We start from the raw sequence: 15,026 nt of genomic DNA, 5'->3' as shown, positions 1-15,026 counted from the left end.
TGTTTACTGGCATCCCGATTCTCGCCTAACTTCTTTGTTACCGCCGAATTTTGATTTAGGAGCTGTACTGCCCGTAAATAGAGGGATAACGTTAGGTGAACGCCCTGCATATTATTGTCATAAGGAGACTTAATATGGGGGAGATTGTCTATGGAACAATTAGTAAATGAGCTTATAGAAGCAGACGTTGGTCGTGTTTTAGTTAACGAGTTGTTAGCACGTTATACAACTATGAAAATAGGTGGACCAGCGGATATTTTAATTGTGCCAAAGCATGTAGCCGGTATTGAAAAAACATTACAGTTAGTAAAGCAATACAAAACGAAGTGGACTGTAATTGGGCGCGGTTCAAACCTTCTTGTATCTGATCAAGGCATAGAAGGTGTTGTTATTCGTTTAGGAGAAGGATTAGATCACTTAGAGGTCGAAAAACATAAGGTAAGAGTTGGTAGTGGATATCCTCTTATTAAATTGTCAACTTTACTTAGTCGTCAAGGGTTAGCTGGATTGGAGTTTGCAAGCGGTATTCCAGGAAGTGTCGGTGGTGCAGTATATATGAATGCAGGTGCACATAAATCGGATATATCGAGTGTATTATCGAAGGCTCTCATTCTGTTTGAAGACGGTACAATTGACTGGTTAATGAATAAAGAACTGGAGTTTTCTTATCGGGCATCTGTATTGCAAACGAAACGTCCTGGTATTGTTTTAGAGGCGGAGTTTCAATTACAGGCGGGAAAACGTGAAGAAATTGTACGTAGCATGCAAAATAATAAAGATTACCGCCGTGAAACGCAACCATGGAATCACCCGTGTGCAGGAAGTGTATTTCGGAATCCAATCCCACATTTTGCAGGAGATTTAGTAGAAAAAGCAGGGCTTCGTGGTTATAGGATTGGTGGAGCTCAAATTTCTGAAATGCATGGCAATTTTATTGTTAATACCGGGGGAGCTTCAGCGCAAGATGTATTGTCCTTAATTGAATTAATAAAACATACAATTAAGGATAAATTTGATGTAGATATGCATACAGAAGTAGAAATCATTGGAAGATAACGGTTATTCGTTCCGCTCATTATCATTTATGTTATAATAAGAAGATAAGAACGGCATGAGGAACATGCCGTTCTTTATGTTACATAGGGGGATCGTACATGAATAATAGTAAAGTGATTAAACTACAAGATCGTGTACCAAAATTGAAAAATCAAAAGAAAAAAAACAAAAAAAATGTTAATCATCGATTGATTTTATACATATCAATTTTATTTTTATTAGTGCTCTTTTTAATTTATTTTCGGTCTCCGCTTAGTAATATAAAAAAGATTAGTGTGTTTGGAAATCACTATATGACGGATGAGCAAGTAATGAAGGATTCAGGCGTGACATATGATACAAGTTATTTCCGAGTGACAGCACATAAAGCTGAAGAAAACTTAACGAAGCGAAAAGAAATTAAAGCAGTAAATGTAAAAAAACGTTTTCCAAACAAGATTGATATTCATATCGAAGAATATTTAACGATTGGTTATATAAATAAAGAGGGAAAATTACAACCGTTATTAGAAAATGGAAAAACGCTTGATGTACTACCTAATGGAAAACTTCCTGTTGCAGCACCGATTTTCGAACCTTTTAAAGAAGAGAAAATGAAGGAGTTAATCGCTGAACTAGAAAAATTAACACCAGCTATTTTAAAATCTATTTCGGAGATTCGCTATTCACCAACGAATGCGAATGAAGATCATCTTACTTTATATATGAATGAAGGTTATGAAGTGAGCACTACGATTCAAAATTTTGCAAAACGTATGGAAGCCTATCCGCTTATTTTAAAAACAATTGAGCCAGGTAAGAAGGTATTAATTGACTTAGAAGTAGGTGCATATACGAAAGAATTAGGTGCGGAAGAAAAAAAAGAATAGAATGGTAGTTTTCGTTGATTATAGCAGAAAAAACAAAACGAATGTTCTATTATATGTATACGAATTTAGAAGAATGGTTCATTTGATGAAAAATATGTAAAAATTCTTAGATTCATACTAGTATTGGTACAAGTTTCACTTTTCTATGAGTACATCTTAGTGTAGACTTATACTTGGCGGTAAACTTTACACTCGAAATAGAATTATTTCAAGATAAGCAGTTATTCATAGTTTACTGCGATATTCTTAATTGAATGCTAAATAAAAATAAGAAAAATATAGGGTTAAAAAAGGGAAACGTATAAAGACGTTGAATATTTTTCTTATAAATAGTAAAGTTGCGATTGTTGTTCCATATATTGAGTTGTATGGTATAAATAAAGAAGGAGGTGCCAAAGAATGAACAGCAATGAAATATATGTTAGTCTTGACATCGGTACATCCAATGTTAAAGTCATCATTGGTGAAATGGTTAATGACAGCTTAAACATTATTGGTGTTGGAAATGTAAAATCAAATGGTTTAAAGAAGGGATCGATAGTTGATATAGACGAGACTGTTCGATCAATTAAAAAAGCAATTGAACAAGCTGAGCGCATGGTGGGAATCCACATTGAGCAAGTTGTAGTAGGTGTCAATGCAAACCAGGTACAGCTACTTCCTTGTCACGGAGTAGTCGCTGTTTCAAATGAAGATCGTGAAATCGGGAATGAAGATGTCTTACGCGTTCTAGATGCAGCACAAGTTGTGTCAATTGCTCCAGAACGTGAGTTTATTGATGTGGTACCTCGACAGTTCATCGTAGACGGTCTTGACGAGATTAACGATCCACGCGGGATGATCGGTGTAAGATTAGAAATGGAAGGTACACTTATTACAGGCTCGAGAACTTTACTACATAACCTACTTCGTTGTGTAGAAAAAGCAGGTCTTGAAATTGTTGATATTTGTCTTCAACCTTTAGCGGCTGCAACAGTTGCTATATCTTCAGATGAAAAAAATAGAGGAGTAGCCCTTGTTGATATGGGGGGAGGATCTACAACTTTATCTATTTTTAAAGATGGAGAGTTACAAGCGACGAGCGTATTACCATTAGGTGGAGACCATATAACGAAGGATATTGCGATTGGGTTGAAAACTTCAACAGAAAATGCAGATCAAATTAAGTTGAAATATGGACATGCTTTTTATGATACAGCATCTGAAGAAGAGATGTTTACGGTTCCTATTATGGGAAGTGATCAAACAGAACAATATTCTCAGTTGGAATTATCGGATATAATAGAGGCTCGTGTAGAGGAAATTTTAATGTTTGTTCAAGATGAAGTGCGTAAGTTAGGAGTAAAGCAAGTGGCTTCTGGTTATGTACTAACTGGTGGAATTGCTTCTATGCCAGGTGTTCTTGACCTTGCATATGATATTTTACATGAAAATGTTCGTGTAGCAACTCCTGATTATATTGGTGTGCGTGAGCCCCAATATACAAGTGGAGTTGGATTAATTAAACATTCTTATCAAAAAGCTAAATTACGTGGGAAAAATGTGCAGGAAAAGCAAGAGCATTTTGAACCAGTACCAGCACCAGCACCAACGCCGGTACAACAGCAACCTGCAAAACAAAAAACTCGTAATCAAAACAATAATAATCAAAATGATGACCGCATGATGTCAAAAGTAAAACGTGTATTCCGTTATTTATGGGATTAAAATTGGACACGAAAAATGAGGTTCTAGGGGGATTTCGACATGTTAGAGTTTGATACTACTCAAGATCAATTAGCGAATATAAAAGTTATCGGTGTCGGCGGTGGCGGAAACAATGCTGTAAACCGTATGATTGAACACGGTGTACAAGGTGTAGACTTTATCGCTGTGAACACTGATGCACAAGCATTAAATCTATCAAAAGCTGAAACGAAAATGCAGATTGGTGGAAAATTAACGCGTGGACTTGGTGCAGGCGCAAACCCTGAAGTAGGGAAAAAAGCTGCAGAAGAAAGTAAAGAACAGATCCAAGAAGCACTTCGTGGTGCGGATATGGTCTTCGTAACTGCCGGTATGGGCGGTGGAACTGGAACTGGTGCAGCTCCAGTTGTTGCTCAAGTTGCAAAAGAATTAGGTGCTTTAACAGTTGGTGTTGTAACACGTCCATTTACTTTTGAAGGACGTAAGCGTGCGACGCAAGCAGCATCTGGTATTGCAGCATTTAAAGAAAATGTAGATACTCTTATTGTAATTCCAAACGATCGCTTATTAGAGATTGTTGATAAAAATACGCCAATGTTAGAAGCATTCCGTGAAGCTGATAACGTATTACGTCAAGGTGTTCAAGGTATTTCGGATTTAATTGCAACGCCAGGTTTAATTAACTTAGACTTTGCAGACGTAAAGACAATTATGTCTAATAGAGGTTCTGCTTTAATGGGTATTGGTTCTGGTAACGGGGAAAATCGTGCTGCAGAAGCTGCGAAAAAAGCGATTTCTAGTCCATTACTAGAAACATCTATTGATGGAGCTCAAGGTGTTATCATGAACATTACGGGTGGCGCTAACTTAAGCTTATATGAAGTACAAGAAGCGGCAGATATCGTAGCTTCAGCTTCAGATCCAGAAGTAAATATGATCTTCGGTTCTGTTATTAACGAAGGATTAAAAGATGATATCGTTGTAACTGTAATTGCAACTGGTTTTGATGATAGCATTGCAACTCAACCACCAAAACCAATTATTCGTCCGAATGCGAACCACACGCAACAACAGCAACAACCAGTAGCTCAACCTTCAAAACAACGTGAAGTAAAACGTGAAATGAAGCGTGAAGAGCCAGTTGTACATGAGCGTCATTCAGATTCAGATGATATCGATATTCCAGCATTTTTACGTAACCGTCGTAGACGATAAAAAAAGGAGCTTTCATGCTCCTTTTTTGTTTTTTAAATGGAAAAGACCTGCTAAGCAGGTCTTTTTTTATTTCGTATATTTCAATATATTTTGTTGGTGAAAATAAGAGTATATCATTCTATGAATTTGTACTTTTATTTTTTACCGACAGATTATGTCTAGAAATCACAAAATAACAAAAAAACACCTCCGCAAATTGACACACTTTCCTATTGGATATGCATTATACTAGTCTCAACTTGAAAAAAGAGGTGAATTGTTTGGTTGTTTACGCCGACGTTGTTTGGTTGTTAAACGCCTGCATTGATTTTCTTTTGCTTTTATTAACAGCTACCGTGTTAAAAAAGAAGATCAAAAGATGGAGGCTTGTGTTAGGGGCATTTATAGGTTCAACTATTGTTATTTTTGCCTTTACTCCTTTTGCTTCTATGATGACACATCCAATTATGAAACTACTGTACTCGTTACTTATTGTGTATACAGCATTTGGGTTTACAACATTTAGAAATTATGCACAAACTGTTTTTACTTTTTACTTTGTAACCTTTATGGTTGGCGGAGGATTAATTGGAACTCATTTCTTTTTGCAAACGAATGAAATGGTAAATGGATTGGTTCAATCTCAGTCAATTTCTTACGGCGATCCAATTAGTTGGTTATTTGTTATTTTTGGTTTTCCGGTAATTTATTATTTTTCTAAAAAGCGTATTGAAAGCGTAGAGGTCACGAAAATACACTATGACCAAATTGTGAAAGTAAAAATTCAATTAGCAGAAGAAGAACTAGAACTGGCAGGTCTTATTGACAGTGGGAACCAACTTTACGACCCATTAACAAAAACACCCGTTATGATTATGCATGTTTCATCATTAGAACATTGCTTACCATCTTGGTTAACAGAACAAATTTATTCCAAAACAGAAATTCCTCAAATACCAGAAAATGATTCTGGTTGGGCGACAAAATTACGTTTAATTCCTTTCCGTGCAGTAGGAGTAGAAAGTCAATTTTTGTGGGCAATTAAGCCTGACAGTGTGCAAGTTGATCATGAAGGTAGTTCTATTGTTGTAAACAAAGTATTAATTGGATTAAATACACAACAACTGTCTACTAATGGGGAGTATCAATGTATTGTGCATCCCAAAATGTTGATTTCACAAAAAATGGTGATCGCTTAATAATGAGAGGCGGGATAATATGATGAAATTAAAATTTTATTTAGTATACCTTTGGTATAAAGTATTGCTGAAATTAGGAATTAAGACCGATGAAATTTATTATATTGGTGGAAGTGAAGCGTTGCCACCACCGTTAACGAAAGAAGAAGAGGAAGTTCTTTTGAATAAATTGCCAAAAGGAGATCAGGCAGCAAGGTCATTACTTATTGAACGCAACTTAAGGCTCGTTGTATATATAGCAAGAAAGTTTGAAAATACAGGGATAAATATTGAAGATTTAATTAGTATAGGAACAATCGGCCTTATTAAAGCGGTAAATACATTTAATCCAGAAAAGAAAATAAAATTAGCAACATATGCATCGCGTTGTATAGAAAATGAAATTTTAATGCATTTACGTCGGAATAACAAAAATCGTTCGGAAGTTTCTTTTGATGAACCGCTAAACATTGATTGGGATGGGAATGAACTATTGTTGTCTGACGTGTTAGGTACAGATGATGATATTATTACAAAAGATTTAGAAGCTACTGTAGATCGTCACCTTTTAATGAAAGCATTACACCAATTAAATGATCGTGAAAAACAAATTATGGAACTTCGGTTTGGGCTTGCTGGAGGAGAGGAAAAGACGCAAAAAGATGTGGCGGATATGCTTGGGATTTCACAGTCATACATTTCGCGTTTAGAAAAAAGAATTATAAAAAGATTACGAAAAGAATTTAATAAAATGGTGTGAAGAATAAGACCAGCCGTTATGTAGGCTGGTCTTATTCTATTTAGTTGTATTAGGAAAGATAATTTAAATGAAAAATCGTGAAAAAACCATATGCATAAAATCCCCTTCAAAGGAAATACTTTACACTGTACAGCAACTCCCGATAGGAGGGAACACTTTGACGAGAAACAAAGTAGAAATTTGCGGTGTTGATACAGCTAAACTTCCAGTATTAAAAAATGAAGAGATGCGTAAATTATTTCGTGAAATGCAAAGTGGAGAGATAAGCGCAAGAGAAAAATTAGTGAATGGAAACTTACGTCTTGTACTGAGCGTCATCCAAAGATTTAATAACAGAGGAGAATATGTTGACGATTTATTCCAAGTTGGTTGCATCGGACTTATGAAATCAATTGATAATTTTGATTTAGGCCAAAATGTAAAATTTTCAACGTATGCTGTGCCGATGATTATTGGGGAAATACGCAGATATTTGCGTGATAATAATCCGATTCGCGTATCGCGCTCATTGCGAGATATTGCGTATAAAGCTTTGCAAGTAAGAGAGAAGTTAATTGCAGAAAATTCAAAAGAACCAACAGCAATGGATATTGCAAAAGTGCTAGAAGTAACTCATGAAGAGATAGTATTTGCTTTAGATGCAATTCAAGATCCAGTTTCATTATTTGAACCGATTTATAATGATGGAGGAGATCCTATCTTTGTTATGGATCAGTTAAGTGATGAAAAACAAAAGGACGAGCAGTGGGTTGAAGAACTAGCATTGAAAGAAGGAATGAAGCGTTTAAATGATCGAGAGAAAATGATTATTAGAAAACGTTTCTTCCAAGGAAAGACACAGATGGAAGTTGCAGAAGAAATTGGGATTTCCCAAGCTCAAGTATCACGTTTAGAGAAGTCAGCCATTAAACAAATGAATAAAACGATTCAAGGATAAGGTCTCACCAATTATGGTGAGACCTTTTTATATGTAATATGGTTTGTGCTCATAGTAGGGGATTAGTGTTCATATAATGAAACTAGCATGGTGTTTCGTATAGGTGGCTTCCTGTAAATATGAGAAACAGCTTCCAATTCGTCATATAAGGGAGAGGGTAAAAATGGTGATACGAATTTCAGAGTTACAGATGAAGGATGTTATAAATATTTCAGATGGAAAAAGGATTGGGAATATTGGAGATATTGAAATTGATATGAACACAGGGCAAGTTTGTTCTGTTATTATTTCCAAACAGACACGTATGCTAGGTATTTTTGGAAAAGATGTTGAGATTGTAATTCCTTGGAAGGAAATTGTGAAAATTGGGGAGGATGTCATACTTGTAAGAGTAGATCCTGTTAATACTGTAACAGAATCAATACAAACACCGACAATTTCATAAAGAATATTACAAATTCCTCTTTTTTTTCTGTTAGGATTATGAAAAAATAAAAGTATGGTAAAATAGACAGGAAGTACCATGCTTTTTTCTGTTATTTTAATTAAAAGGAGCCGCTTTATTATGAGAGAACCATTTAAATATGTGGACGGTATACTGTATTTACAAGCGTGGAAAGAACTTGGAAACATTACTGCTGGATTTACGACAAAAGATGGTGGGATAAGTACGGGCTCCTTTCATGCGATGAATTTAGGATTACATGTGAATGATATCGTGGAGAACGTTCATGAAAACAGACGCATTTTAGCAAATAAGTTACAAAAACCATTAGAAAACTGGATTTGCTCTGAACAAGTTCATGATCATCATGTTGAAAAAGTAGGGCAACAGGAAAAAGGGAGTGGCGTTTATTCATATGAGGACGGCATTTCAAAAACAGATGGCATTTATACGAGTAATGAAGATGTTCTGTTAACGTCTTGTTACGCGGATTGTGTTCCGCTCTATTTTTATGCACCATCACATGGTATGATAGGACTTGCGCATGCTGGATGGAAAGGCACTGTACAAGAGATTGCAAAGGAAATGATTCAAAAGTGGAATGCGGAAGGTATTTCAAGTGATGAAATTCATGTTGCAATTGGACCGTCGATTGGATCTTGTTGTTATGTTGTGGATGATCGTGTATTAACAGCAGCACAGAAAGTAATTAACGGTGCTGTTCCTCATCAAAAAATTTCTGACGGGCAGTACGCAATTAATTTAAAAGAAATTAATCGTATATTATGTGTACAAGCAGGCATAAAAGAAGAGCATATTGTAATGTCATCTCTTTGTACAAGCTGTGAAGAGCAACTATTTTTCTCTCATCGTCGTGATCAAGGTAAGACAGGAAGAATGTTGAGTTTCATAGGTTTTAAGGAGGAAGGAAGCAAGTGACAGTACAAGAAAATTTAGTAATTGTAAACGAAGCTATTAAAGAATCTTGCGTTCGAGCTGGACGTTCGTTGCAAGATATTAAACTTGTTGCAGTGACAAAAACTGTAGGGATTGAAAAAACAAACGAAGTAATTGAAACTGGAATTATCGATTTAGGTGAAAATAGAAATGAAGGTTTCTTACAGAAATATGAGCATTTCGGTTCAAAAGTTAATTGGCACTTTATTGGCTCATTACAAACGAGAAAAGTAAAAGAAATCATTAATGAAATTGATTATTTACATTCGTTAGATCGTCTTTCCCTGGCGAAAGAAATTCAGAAACGTGCTGATAAGAAAGTGAAATGCTTTATTCAAGTGAAAACCTCATCTGAAGAATCGAAGCAAGGATTAGCAATAGAAGAGGTTGTTTCTTTTATTCAAAGTTTGCAAGAATTCGATAAAATTGAAGTGGTTGGACTAATGACGATGGCTCCATTTACAGAAGAAGAGGAAGAAATCAGACGCTGTTTTAAGGAATTACGTATGTTGCAAACAAAGGTGCAGGAGCTAGAGTTATTACATGCGCCATGTAAAGAATTATCAATGGGAATGTCCAACGATTACACGATTGCAATTGAAGAAGGGGCTACATATATTCGTTTGGGAACGATTTTAGTAGGAAAAGCGTAAAAGGAAGGAGAATCTTATTATGAGTTGGTCAAAAGTAAAATACTTCTTTTTTGATACACCGGAAGAAAAAGAAGCAGCTCAATATGGTTATGAAAAGGAGCAAACAGACATGAAAAAGCAGCAAGATCCACCAGAACAACAAGATGTTACGTTTCCAAAAGCGCAACCGAAGCAAAATGTTGTGAGTATTGAAACAGCAAAACAATCTTCAAAAGTTGTTTTATTAGAACCACGCACATATTCGGAAGCACAAGGGATTGCGGACCACTTAAAAGGTAGACGAGCTGTTGTAATTAATTTGCAGAGAATGTCTACTGATCAAGCGGTACGTATCGTTGACTTTTTAAGTGGTACTGTATACGCTATAGGCGGGGACATTCAAAAAATAGGACCGAAAACATTTATGTGTACACCTGAAAATGTTGATATTGTTGGGGCAATTTCAGAGTTATTCGGTGAAGAAGAAGAAACAAATATAAAGAGGTGGTAATACGCCATGACAACAGTTTTAATGGTGTTAAGTTCTGCTATCGAGATTTACTCGTGGGCACTGATTATTTACATTCTCCTATCATGGTTTCCTGGTGCAAAGGAATCATCTTTTGGAGAGTTCTTGGCGCGAATTTGTGAACCGTATTTAGAACCATTCCGCAGATTTATTCCGCCGCTTGGTATGATTGATATTTCTCCACTCGTTGCGATTTTTGCGTTAAAACTTGCTAAAAGTGGTTTGTTCAGTTTGTTCAGCTATTTCTTATAGTAAGAGGTTAAATACATGAGCATTTACGAACATTTTAGGCCTGATGAAGAGGTCTTTGTAGATAAAGTGCTGGAGTGGAAGCGAACAGCGGAGTACCATCAAGTGAAATTAACAGATTTCCTTGATCCAAGACAGCAACAAATTGTTTCTATGGTAATTGGACAAGGAGATGTCGCTGTACAATTTGGTGGTGCAACGCCTAATGCAGAGCGTAAAAGAGCTCTCATTTATCCAGACTATCTAGAATTAAATGAAGAAGAATTTCAAGTAGAAGTATTAGAAATTGACTATCCTTCCAAGTTTTATACGCTAGAACATAGGCAAATATTAGGTACATTTATGTCTCTTGGTTTAACGAGAGAAAAATGTGGTGATATTTTGCTGCAAGAAAATCGTGCCCAAATTGTAGTTGCGAAAGAAATCGTATCGTACATTGAGATGAACTTACAAGCAATAGGAAAAGTAAAAGTCTCCTTATCAGCAGTACAAGGAGAACAAATTCTACAAATACATGAAACGTGGGGGGAGAAATCTGGAACGGTTTCTTCACTTCGTTTAGATGTTATGTTAGCTGAAATGTTACATTTATCTAGACAGAAAGTACAACCTTTCATAAAAAATGGTTTAGTAAAAGTCAATTGGAAAACAGTGGAGCAAACTTCTTATGAATGTTATCCAGGAGACGTTTTTTCTGTTAGAGGATATGGCCGAAGTAAATTATTTTCTGTAGAAGGTAGAACAAAACGCGACAAATGGAGAATTTTGTATGGTATACTAAAATGATTGGTTTTTTAGAAGGAAATCCTCCTATTTTGTCGAAGAAAAGATATAATTGAAAGAGGAAATTTAGATAACTACTTGGAGGTGGCGTTGTGCCGTTAACACCATTAGATATTCATAACAAAGAATTTGGTCGCGGATTCCGTGGCTATGATGAAGATCAAGTAAATGAGTTTCTTGATCAAATTATCAAAGATTATGAATTGGTCATTCGTGAGAAAAAAGCTTTAGAAGAAAAAGTTGCGCAGTTAGAAGGGAAGTTAGATCATTTCTCTAATATTGAAGATACGTTAAACAAATCTATCGTTGTTGCGCAAGAAGCAGCGGAAGAAGTAAAACGTAATGCGCAAAAAGAAGCGAAATTAATTGTGCGTGAAGCTGAAAAGAATGCTGATCGTATTATTAACGAAGCATTAGTAAAATCAAGAAAAGTTGCTTTTGATATTGAAGAGCTAAAGAAACAAGCGAAAGTATTCCGAACTCGTTTCCGTATGTTATTAGAAACACAGCTTGAAATGTTAAACAACGATGATTGGGATAAACTAATTGAGTTAGAAGACGAAGTAGATGAACTGTTGAAAAAAGAAGAAACAGTGTAAGCTTGACGTTTTTCTCATTATTACATATAATTTTAAACAACATATTTATTAAGAAAAACGAAGATAGGGATAAGTACCTTTTCAAACCTTATATAGCGAACTGAGGATGGTGTAAGCTCAGGATAAGGAGATAGTGGGAATATCACCCTGGAGTTCCGCGCTGAATAAATAGAGTAAGCGTAGGCGTGTATTCGCGTTAAGAATATAAAGAGGATTCTATACATATGTATATGATCTACTAGGGTGGTACCGCGGGAGACTTTCTCGTCCCTTTTTGGGATGAGAAAGTCTCTTTTTTATTCCGTTTTTTAAGTATTTCTTTTATACATGTAAGGAGGAATTGAGCATGGAGTACAAAAATACATTACTGATGCCGAAAACAGAGTTCCCAATGCGTGGGAACTTACCAAAACGTGAGCCTGCAATGCAAGAAAAATGGGCTGAAATGAATATTTACGAAAAAGTACAAGAACATACAAAAGGTCGTCCTTTATTTGTATTGCATGATGGACCTCCATATGCGAATGGTGACATTCATATGGGACATGCATTAAATAAAGTATTAAAAGACTTTATTGTTCGTTATAAATCAATGACTGGTTTTAGTGCGCCATATGTTCCAGGATGGGATACGCACGGTTTACCAATTGAACAAGCTTTAACAAATAAAGGCGTAAAACGTAAAGAAATGACAGTTGCTGAGTTCCGTAAGTTATGTGCAGAGTATGCATATGAACAAGTAGAACGTCAACGTGAACAATTTAAGCGTTTAGGTGTACGTGCAGATTGGGATAATCCATATATTACTTTAGAGCCAGCTTATGAAGCACAACAAATTAAAGTGTTTGGTGACATGGCGAAAAAAGGTTATATCTATAAAGGTCAAAAACCAGTTTACTGGTCTCCAACGAGTGAATCTGCTTTAGCAGAAGCTGAAATTGAATATCAAGATAAAAAATCAGCATCTATTTACGTAGCATTCCCTGTAAAAGATGGAAAGAATGTATTAGAAGGTGATGAAAAGTACATCATTTGGACAACAACACCTTGGACATTACCTGCAAACTTAGGTATTTCTGTTCACCCAGAGCTTGAATATAGTATTGTAAAAGTAAATGATGAGAAATATATCATTGCTTCTGAGCTGTTTGAGACAGTTGCAAAAACGTTAGAGTGGGAAAATGCTGAAGTTGTGAAAACAGTAAAAGGTAGCGAACTTGAGTACACAGTTGCAAAACATCCATTCTACGATCGTGATTCATTAGTTATGCTAGGAGATCACGTAACAACAGATGCAGGTACAGGTTGTGTTCATACAGCACCAGGACACGGGGAAGATGACTTCGTTGTTGGTAAAAAGTATGGATTAGAAGTACTTTGCCCAGTCGATGATAAAGGTGTATTAACAAATGAAGCACCTGGATTTGAAGGCTTATTCTATGATAAAGCTAACAAGCCAATTACAGAAAAATTAGAAGAAGTAGGCGCGTTACTGAAACTAACATTCATTACACATTCATACCCACATGATTGGAGAACGAAAAAACCAATTATTTTCCGTGCGACAGCACAGTGGTTTGCATCTATTGAAGCATTCCGTAAAGAATTAATAGAAGCTGTAGCGGAAACGAAATGGGTACCAGCATGGGGAGAAACTCGTCTTCATAATATGGTTCGTGACCGTGGTGACTGGTGTATTTCTCGTCAGCGTGCATGGGGTGTGCCAATTCCGGTATTCTATGCTGAGAATGGTGATCCAATTATTACGGATGAAACAATTAACCATGTAGCAGATTTATTCCGTGAACACGGTTCTAACGTATGGTTCGAGCGTGAAGCGAAAGATCTATTACCAGAAGGATTTACACATCCGGGTAGCCCAAATGGCGAATTCCGTAAAGAAACAGACATCATGGATGTATGGTTCGATTCAGGTTCTTCTCACCAAGCGGTATTAGAAGAGCGCGAAGATTTACAGCGTCCAGCTGATTTATATTTAGAAGGATCTGACCAGTATCGTGGTTGGTTTAACTCTTCATTATCAACAGCAGTTGCTGTAACAGGTAAAGCTCCATATAAAGGCGTATTAAGTCACGGTTTCGTACTAGATGGTGAAGGACGTAAAATGAGTAAGTCGATTGGAAACATCGTCGTACCGAAGAAAATTATGGATCAATTAGGCGGAGACATTTTACGCTTATGGGTATCTTCTGTTGACTATCAATCTGACGTACGTATTTCAGATGATATTTTAAAACAAGTAGCAGAAGTGTATCGTAAAATCCGTAACACATTCCGTTTCTTATTAGGAAACTTAGACGACTTTAAGCCAAGTGAAAATGCAGTAGCTGTAGCTGAACTTCGTGAAGTAGATCGTTACATGTTAGTGAAATTAAATGACTTAATTACAAAAGTTAAAGAAGCATATGAGACATACGACTTCGCTGCTGTGTATCATGCAATTCATAACTTCTGTACAATTGATTTAAGTTCATTCTACTTAGACTTTGCAAAAGACATTTTATACATTGAAGGTGCAAATCACGAAGATCGTCGTGCAATTCAAACTGTATTATATGATGTTCTTGTTGCGTTAACGAAACTTGTAACACCAATTTTACCGCATACAGCTGATGAAGTATGGCCATACATTCCAGGCGTAACAGAAGAAAGTGTACAATTAACTGATATGCCAGAAGCTGTACAATTAGATGACGCGGAAGCGTTAAAAACAAAATGGGATGCATTTATGACATTACGTGATGACGTGTTAAAAGCACTAGAAGTAGCTCGTAATGAAAAAGTAATCGGTAAGTCATTAAATGCAAGCATTACGCTATATCCAACTGCAGAAATGAAAGCTATGTTAGAGTCTATTAGCGAAGACTTAAAGCAATTATTCATCGTTTCTGAGTATAAACTTGGTGGTATGATGGATGAAGCGCCAGCAGATGCACCGAAGTATGAACATACAGCGGTTGTTGTTGCTCAAGCAACTGGTGAAACATGTGAACGTTGTTGGGTAGTTTCAGAAACAATTGGTAAAGATGCTGAACATGAAACATTATGTGAGCGTTGTGCAACAGTTGTTAAAGAAAACTATGTAAAATAATAAAAAACTGACTGCTATTCATGCAGTCAGTTTTTTTGTT

Annotated in this window: 15 protein-coding genes and 1 other annotated feature; all 15 genes read left to right on the top strand. The window is 36.1% G+C overall.

The features are described 5' to 3' along the window. Positions 1-150 precede the first annotated feature (150 nt). The 15 genes from murB to ileS2 all read left to right on the top strand — a co-directional run bounded on the left by murB (position 151) and on the right by ileS2 (position 14,986). A complete protein-coding gene (murB, locus tag ACS2FK_RS01140) occupies positions 151-1,056 on the top strand; it encodes a UDP-N-acetylmuramate dehydrogenase (RefSeq protein ID WP_023522862.1) in 906 nt (301 codons plus the stop codon). Positions 1,057-1,154: 98 nt separating this feature from the next. Continuing rightward, complete coding sequence (gene divIB / locus ACS2FK_RS01135; RefSeq protein WP_001065789.1) at positions 1,155-1,925, top strand: cell division protein DivIB; 771 nt, start codon at positions 1,155-1,157, stop codon at positions 1,923-1,925. Between the two features lie 399 nt (positions 1,926-2,324). Continuing rightward, a complete protein-coding gene (gene ftsA / locus ACS2FK_RS01130; RefSeq protein WP_001087557.1) occupies positions 2,325-3,632 on the top strand; it encodes a cell division protein FtsA in 1,308 nt (435 codons plus the stop codon). A 39-nt stretch (positions 3,633-3,671) separates the two neighbouring features. Continuing rightward, positions 3,672-4,826 carry a cell division protein FtsZ gene (gene ftsZ / locus ACS2FK_RS01125; RefSeq protein ID WP_000888984.1) on the top strand — a complete coding sequence of 385 codons (1,155 nt, stop codon included), beginning with the start codon at positions 3,672-3,674 and terminating at the stop codon, positions 4,824-4,826. Positions 4,827-5,086: 260 nt separating this feature from the next. Continuing rightward, positions 5,087-6,004, top strand: a complete 918-nt coding sequence (spoIIGA, locus tag ACS2FK_RS01120) for a sigma-E processing peptidase SpoIIGA (protein WP_000261975.1) — start codon at positions 5,087-5,089, stop codon at positions 6,002-6,004. A 19-nt stretch (positions 6,005-6,023) separates the two neighbouring features. Then, positions 6,024-6,743, top strand: a complete 720-nt coding sequence (gene sigE / locus ACS2FK_RS01115; RefSeq protein WP_000976948.1) for an RNA polymerase sporulation sigma factor SigE — start codon at positions 6,024-6,026, stop codon at positions 6,741-6,743. Between the two features lie 157 nt (positions 6,744-6,900). Beyond that, entirely contained in the window at positions 6,901-7,680 is a 780-nt protein-coding gene (gene sigG, locus ACS2FK_RS01110) for an RNA polymerase sporulation sigma factor SigG (RefSeq protein WP_000197755.1), read from the top strand. A gap of 163 nt (positions 7,681-7,843) precedes the next feature. After that, positions 7,844-8,125, top strand: a complete 282-nt coding sequence (locus ACS2FK_RS01105; RefSeq protein ID WP_000236749.1) for a YlmC/YmxH family sporulation protein — start codon at positions 7,844-7,846, stop codon at positions 8,123-8,125. A gap of 120 nt (positions 8,126-8,245) precedes the next feature. After that, positions 8,246-9,064, top strand: coding sequence for a peptidoglycan editing factor PgeF (pgeF, locus tag ACS2FK_RS01100; RefSeq protein ID WP_001209012.1), 819 nt, complete (start codon positions 8,246-8,248; stop codon positions 9,062-9,064). Then, positions 9,061-9,735 (top strand): YggS family pyridoxal phosphate-dependent enzyme, encoded by a 675-nt coding sequence (locus tag ACS2FK_RS01095; RefSeq protein ID WP_000218011.1) that lies wholly within the window; start codon positions 9,061-9,063, stop codon positions 9,733-9,735. Before pgeF ends, ACS2FK_RS01095 begins: the two co-directional genes overlap by 4 nt. 19 nt (positions 9,736-9,754) lie before the next feature. Then, positions 9,755-10,225, top strand: coding sequence for a cell division protein SepF (locus tag ACS2FK_RS01090; RefSeq protein ID WP_000119129.1), 471 nt, complete (start codon positions 9,755-9,757; stop codon positions 10,223-10,225). A 6-nt stretch (positions 10,226-10,231) separates the two neighbouring features. Further along, positions 10,232-10,495, top strand: coding sequence for a YggT family protein (locus ACS2FK_RS01085; RefSeq protein WP_000214324.1), 264 nt, complete (start codon positions 10,232-10,234; stop codon positions 10,493-10,495). Between the two features lie 15 nt (positions 10,496-10,510). Continuing rightward, positions 10,511-11,278, top strand: coding sequence for an RNA-binding protein (locus ACS2FK_RS01080; RefSeq protein WP_000029713.1), 768 nt, complete (start codon positions 10,511-10,513; stop codon positions 11,276-11,278). Between the two features lie 89 nt (positions 11,279-11,367). Continuing rightward, the gene (gene divIVA, locus ACS2FK_RS01075; protein WP_001131611.1) at positions 11,368-11,874 is read left to right on the top strand and encodes a septum site-determining protein DivIVA; all 507 of its coding nucleotides are present in this window, start codon (positions 11,368-11,370) and stop codon (positions 11,872-11,874) included. 51 nt (positions 11,875-11,925) lie between these two features. Continuing rightward, positions 11,926-12,149 (top strand) — a binding site (T-box leader). Between the two features lie 71 nt (positions 12,150-12,220). Further along, entirely contained in the window at positions 12,221-14,986 is a 2,766-nt protein-coding gene (gene ileS2 / locus ACS2FK_RS01070; RefSeq protein ID WP_000455951.1) for an isoleucine--tRNA ligase, read from the top strand. The last annotated feature ends 40 nt before the right edge of the window (positions 14,987-15,026 follow it).

The organism is Bacillus cereus group sp. BceL220, from assembly GCF_051776965.1.
GTDB lineage: Bacteria > Bacillota > Bacilli > Bacillales > Bacillaceae_G > Bacillus_A > Bacillus_A cereus.
This window is presented reverse-complemented; position numbering and strand designations above follow the sequence as displayed.

Coding starts and splice junctions, on each gene's coding strand:
- sigE (WP_000976948.1), top strand. CDS start 6,024: ATGATGAAATTAAAATTTTATTTAGTATACCTTTGGTATAAAGTATTG.
- murB (WP_023522862.1), top strand. CDS start 151: ATGGAACAATTAGTAAATGAGCTTATAGAAGCAGACGTTGGTCGTGTT.
- ftsA (WP_001087557.1), top strand. CDS start 2,325: ATGAACAGCAATGAAATATATGTTAGTCTTGACATCGGTACATCCAAT.
- ACS2FK_RS01105 (WP_000236749.1), top strand. CDS start 7,844: ATGGTGATACGAATTTCAGAGTTACAGATGAAGGATGTTATAAATATT.
- ACS2FK_RS01080 (WP_000029713.1), top strand. CDS start 10,511: ATGAGCATTTACGAACATTTTAGGCCTGATGAAGAGGTCTTTGTAGAT.
- ileS2 (WP_000455951.1), top strand. CDS start 12,221: ATGGAGTACAAAAATACATTACTGATGCCGAAAACAGAGTTCCCAATG.
- divIB (WP_001065789.1), top strand. CDS start 1,155: ATGAATAATAGTAAAGTGATTAAACTACAAGATCGTGTACCAAAATTG.
- ACS2FK_RS01085 (WP_000214324.1), top strand. CDS start 10,232: ATGACAACAGTTTTAATGGTGTTAAGTTCTGCTATCGAGATTTACTCG.
- ftsZ (WP_000888984.1), top strand. CDS start 3,672: ATGTTAGAGTTTGATACTACTCAAGATCAATTAGCGAATATAAAAGTT.
- pgeF (WP_001209012.1), top strand. CDS start 8,246: ATGAGAGAACCATTTAAATATGTGGACGGTATACTGTATTTACAAGCG.
- ACS2FK_RS01090 (WP_000119129.1), top strand. CDS start 9,755: ATGAGTTGGTCAAAAGTAAAATACTTCTTTTTTGATACACCGGAAGAA.